The following is a 5430-nucleotide window of genomic DNA, read 5'->3' on the forward strand; positions in this document are numbered from 1 at the left end:
TCTGGCCGCGCACGGCGGCACCGCCACCCGCGAACAACGAGCCCGGCCGGTCCGCCGGTGACCCGACCGCCATCGATTTCGACACTGACTTCGACGCCGATCCCGACACTGGCTTCGACGCTGATTTCGACCCGCTGGACGACCCGGACGACGACCCGAACGAGGTGGATGACGAGCGGGCCGGGCGGTCAGACAGCGGGGGTCCGGCCACGACGGACCCGTACGTCACTGATCTGGTCGACGGCGACGCAGCGGAGGGCAGCGGCGAGATCGACGAATCCGACGAACCCGGCCAGGTTTCGGCATGGGAGCAGATGCCGGCGGTGCCGGCGCTGGCGAGCCCGGGCATGGCGGTGTGGCCGGCCGCGGGCCTCGGCCTGATCGGTCCACGCGCAGCCGACGCGGCTCGCGGATTCCTCACCGCAGCTCTCGCCGCCGGAAGCACGGCCACCAGCGCGGACACCCCGGAGGTCCGCACGCACGTCGTGATGCCCGCCACGACCGCCGCAGCCCTGCTCGGACCGGCCGCAGTCGGCCTGCCCGCCATGCCACGGCTGACCATCACCGCCAGCCTCGACGATGCCCTGGATCTGCTGGAGGCGCAGATACTGCACCGCACCCGCCTGGTGTACCGGCACGAGGTCGCCACCGTCACCGACCTGCGCGCCGCCGACCCGCTCGAAGAACCCGTCGAGCCCATGCTGCTCATCACCAACACCGGCACCGGCACCAGCGACGGCGCCGCTACCGACCATGTCCGCACCCGCATCGCTGCGGTACTCAGCCAAGGCGATCGGCTCGACATTCACGGCATCTTCCTCGGCACCTGGCCCGACGGCACCACCGTCGTGGTCAACGCCGACGGCACCACCCAGCCCCACGGCGGCGACCGCGGGCCCAACGGCTATCACCCCGGCGGTGCCGGTCATCACGCCGCGGACATCGGCCGCCTCGCCGTACTCACGGCGGCCGAGACCGTCGATCTGCTCGCACTCCTCGCCGAATCGCACACCGACCAACCACCGACCCCAGCATCGTTGCCGACCACCTGCGAGCCCACAGACCCGCAACCCACCGACGAACGCCTCCCCGGACCGGCGGCAGCCACCGACCCCACCCCTAACCCGACCCCTGTCCCGGCCGGCCCGCCCACCCTCGGTCCGGGCGCCGGTCCCGTCGACGACCAGCCCGACACCCGAACACCCGGTGACGCAAGGGCGGCCGTGCGGATCCGGGTACTCGGCCCACCCGAGATCATCGACATGGACACCGCCAAAGGCCCACCACGCGGCAAATCGATGGAACTGCTGGTCTACCTCGCCGCCCACGACGGCCCGGTCCACTACGAGACGATCATCGACGACCTTCTACCCGACGCGCCGGCCAGAAGCGCCCCGCACCGGCTGCATACCTATGTCTCCGACCTGCGCCAGGTGCTCCGCCGCACCGGCGGCACCGGCGACTACGTACTACGGTCCGGTCCGCGGTACCGCCTCAGCCGCGACCTGCTCGACGTCGACTTGTGGCGGATGCAGCAGGCACTACGCGACGCGGAACAGGCCACCGATCCGGCCGCGAAGGTGGCGGCATGGCGTCACGGCGTCGCCGAATACCGCCGCGAACTCGCCGACGGCACCAGCTACGAATGGATCGAGCCGTATCGGGAAGCAGCCCGCCTGCAGGTCCTCGACGCCGCCCTCGCCCTCGCCGACGCCCTCGCCGACCGGCCCACCGAAGCCTTGGCCGTTCTGGACGCCGCCCTGGCACACAGCCCGTACACCGAAGCGCTGTACCAGGCGGCCATGCGCGCCCACGCCACCCGGAACGACGTCGAGGCGATCCGCCGGCTGCGCCGCACCCTCAACCTCCGCCTCGCCGAGATCGACGCCGAACCGACCGAGGAGACCACCGCCCTCGCGAACGAGCTCATCACACGGCTGCAGCCCCCACTGCGGCGTACTCGCCCACGCCCCGCCGCCGGACCGGACACGGACACGCACCGATGACCACCCTCCTCAACCAGCCACCGACCGCCTCAGGCGGCTACGGACACCTCGCCTGGAGGGCCGGCGGCGGCGCACGCATGGACGGGATGGGGCCAGATCCGGTGGACGTCCAGGCCGTTCCGGCCACCCGGCCCCCGCCCAGCCGACCCGCCGCGGCCGAGGCGCTCGATCGTGACCTGGAGACGGCGGTCCGCCACACCGGCCAACTGCGGCGTGGCTTCTACTTCGTCGTGCTGCTCGTTGCTCTGACCGGCCAGGTCACCGGCGCCGACCAGACCCTGCACATCCCGCTTCTGTTCGCTCTTCCCGCCGTCGCCGCGCTCGAGCTGGGCGGGGTGGTCGTGCTCGCCAACGCCGATGTCCGCCGCCGCCTCGGCGAACGCGCCCTCGGCTCCCGACTCCTGTCCGCCGCGATCACCGCCGGCGCGGTCGCCTTCAACTGGCTCGCCCACCCGAACCGGCTCCTCGGCGGGTTCTTCGCCGGCATGTCGCTGCTGGGCTACCTGGTGTGGGCCACCCACGCCGAGAACTCCCGCCGCGACCGCCTCCGGGCCCGCGGCGCCCTGCCACCAACCACACCCGCCTACGAGATCATCGGGCACTGGCTGCGCCACCCATGGCTGACCCGCCGCGCGAAAGCCCTCGCCAAGGCCGACCCGAACCTCGGCCTGTACACGTCCCTCGCCGCCGCCCAGGAACAGGTACGCGCCGAGCACCGCCGCGCTGCCATCTCCGCCGTCCTGCACCGGAAGATCCGCGCCGCCGTCGATCCCGTCACGGCTGACATCGCCGTGCACGTCTACGACCTCGACCAGATCGCCGATCGCCTCGCCGATCATGCCGACTATGAAAGTCTGACCGTTCTGATCGCCACCGACCTCACCCCGGCCCGCCTGACTGCGGCACCAACCGCGGTCCGTCCCCGCAGGCGGTGGCTCCGCCAGCGTCGCGACGTCGTCTCATCCAGAACTGACGCCAGCGCCGTCGAACCGGCCGCCAGCCCAATGCCGACCGCCGCGCGCGGCACAAACGGCGCCTGCACTGGTGACCGCTCACCGACGCTGCCGTCACCCACGCCGCCGTCACCGGTCGAGACCTCGACCAAAACCCGCCCACGGCAGGTGATGGCGTTCCCGGAGGAAACATCGGTGGTCGACCCGGCTGCAAGCCACGGCCCGCGTGGCCACGACAGCGCCGACGCTCCGATGTCCGATGAACTGACTCGCGGTGTCGAACCAGTGTCGGCCGCGGCGACCGGAACCGCGCAGCTGCACGCAGACACTGACACGGCAACGAGCCAAGACGGCACGTCTCTAGCCCGTTCTCCAATCAGTGCCGCCGCGACGACGCTCACGCCGACTGCTGAGCACGCAGCCGCGGAACCCGACCCCCAGCCATCTGATCCCAGCACAGCGATACCGCCGCCGCCAGGGACCGGCGCCTCAAGCAGGCCACCGACCGAACCGGCCTCGGCCGCCGGGACCAGCCAGGAGCCGAGCCGGGGCGAACGGCCCGCAGGGTCCCAAGACGGGGACCTTGACACGGCAGAGCCGAACGACGAGCCGGTGCCGCAGACGGCCGCCGCCGCGGTTGCCTACTGGTATCAGCGCCGCCCCGACCTGCATCCACGCGAGATCGGCAAACGGATCGGCCGGTCGGAGCGAACTGTGCGCCGGTACTGGCCGCCGACCACCGATCCCTAAGGGAATAGGCGACATTTCGGCGCGCTACCATTCGACGCCGCAGCGATACACCGCCGGACCACCGCACCAGCGGGCCGACCGTGAACGCGACACATGTTGCCACGGCCGGTGCCGCCACGGCATCGACACGTTCGCCCAGGCGCTGCCCGTTACGGTCCCCTATCGGTCGGGCAGGTCCGACTCCTCGACGGCGGTCGGCGGTGTAGCGGAACCCAACTGTCCAGGAGCAATGGCGCTGACCGACGGCGGCGGCTGCACGGGATGCCCGGCTCGGCCCGGGAGGATGCGCGCGGTGAGTGCCCGGAACCGGGTCCTGCCCCTCACACCGACGCGTGGCCGCGCAGGTGGCTCGGTTCGACGTCGTCGCTCGCCGCGTCCGGCGATCTGTCATGTTGGCGGGTCGAGCGCCTGCGCGTCCGCTCGGGCTTTGCATCCACAGTGGGTGCGAGCAGGCCCGCTCGGCGCTGGACTGGTCCGGGGCCGGATTTCGTCTCGGCGCTCATCGAAGTGGAATCCCTTGACCTACATGTGTGATGTGCAAGATCGGACCTTTCTCTCTAGGTATTGCATCGACCACGGTCGGTGAACCATGATCTACTCCTCGGCCCTGCGGACCTGGAGCGCCTTCGTGTCTGATCGACGGTTGTTGCTGCCCTATGTTCGGTTCCGCCGTCCGGGCCGGTCGCGTCGCTGGGTCACTGTGCTGGTTGCGCTCGTGATGGTGGCGGGCGTTTTTGCTGTTCCGGACGTGGTGTCGGCGGCGCCGTCGGATCCGGCGTCGCCGGACTCGGCGGTGAAGTCCGTTCCGGTGTCGCCGGTCAGCCCGGTGAAATCGGATCCGGCGCCGATGCCGCGGTGGCGGCCACCGGTGGCGGCGTGGCCGGCCGGTGGTACCGGTGTCGTGCCGGTCGACGCCTCCGCAGCAGGGGCGGCGAAGGTGGCCCCGTCCGCGGCGGAGAAGGCCGCGGGTGCCGCCCCCGGCGGTCTCCCAGTGGTGGCCCGGGCAGCGGCCGATGCTCCGGGATCAACCGATGCGCTGCGGCCGGGGGTGCGAGTCGGTGGGGATGCGCCGGCGTCGTTGCGGGTGCGGGTGTTGGACCGGGACACGGCCAAGGCGGCCGGTGTCGATGGCGCGTTGTTCACGGTGGAGCGGGCCGATGGGCGGGCCGATGCCGGGGCGGTGGCGGTGGATGTGGACTATTCCGGATTTGCCGGGATGGTCGGTGGCGACTACGCGTTGCGGCTGGGTCTGGTGGAGTACCCGGCCTGTGTGCTGATCACGCCCGGGGTGACGGAGTGCTCCCAGCACCGTCCGGTGGCCGGGGCGGTGAACGTGACCTCGGCGCAGGTGGTGTCGGTCGATCGGCTGGTGGTGTCCGGGGACACCGAGCAGGCACCGCAGATGGCCGACGGGTTGCGGGTGTTGGCCGTGGTCGCGGCCGCGTCCGGGCCCAGTGGGGACTATGGCAAGACGTCGTTGGCACCGACGTCGTCGTGGGCGGTCGGTGAACAGGGCGCCGACTTCACCTACGCGTATCCGTTGCGGGTGCCGTCGTCGGTCGGTGGGCCGGCACCGGATCTGAAACTGTCGTACTCGTCGGGGTCGGTGGACGGCAGGTCGTTGCGGGAGAACTCGCAAGCGTCCTGGGCGGGGATGGGTTGGAGTTTCGACGTCGGCTACATCGAGAAGCAGTACCGGTCGTGCACCGATGACGGCCTGT

At 71.2% G+C, this 5430-nt stretch carries 2 protein-coding genes and 1 pseudogene; all 3 read left to right on the forward strand.

All coding sequences use genetic code 11. The features are described from left to right. The coding region (locus tag Vau01_RS64985; RefSeq protein WP_275424075.1) for an AfsR/SARP family transcriptional regulator at nt 1–2006 on the forward strand (2006 nt) is incomplete at its 5' end. Next, a complete protein-coding gene (locus Vau01_RS62660; RefSeq protein ID WP_204015222.1) occupies nt 2003–3709 on the forward strand; it encodes a DUF2637 domain-containing protein in 1707 nt (568 codons plus the stop codon). The genes Vau01_RS64985 and Vau01_RS62660, both read left to right, overlap by 4 nt. Before the next feature lie 589 nt (nt 3710–4298). Continuing rightward, a pseudogene (locus tag Vau01_RS64990) lies at nt 4299–5430 on the forward strand (hypothetical protein); the annotation flags it as partial.

Source organism: Virgisporangium aurantiacum (assembly GCF_016863635.1).
GTDB classification, from domain to species: Bacteria; Actinomycetota; Actinomycetes; order Mycobacteriales; family Micromonosporaceae; genus Virgisporangium; species Virgisporangium aurantiacum.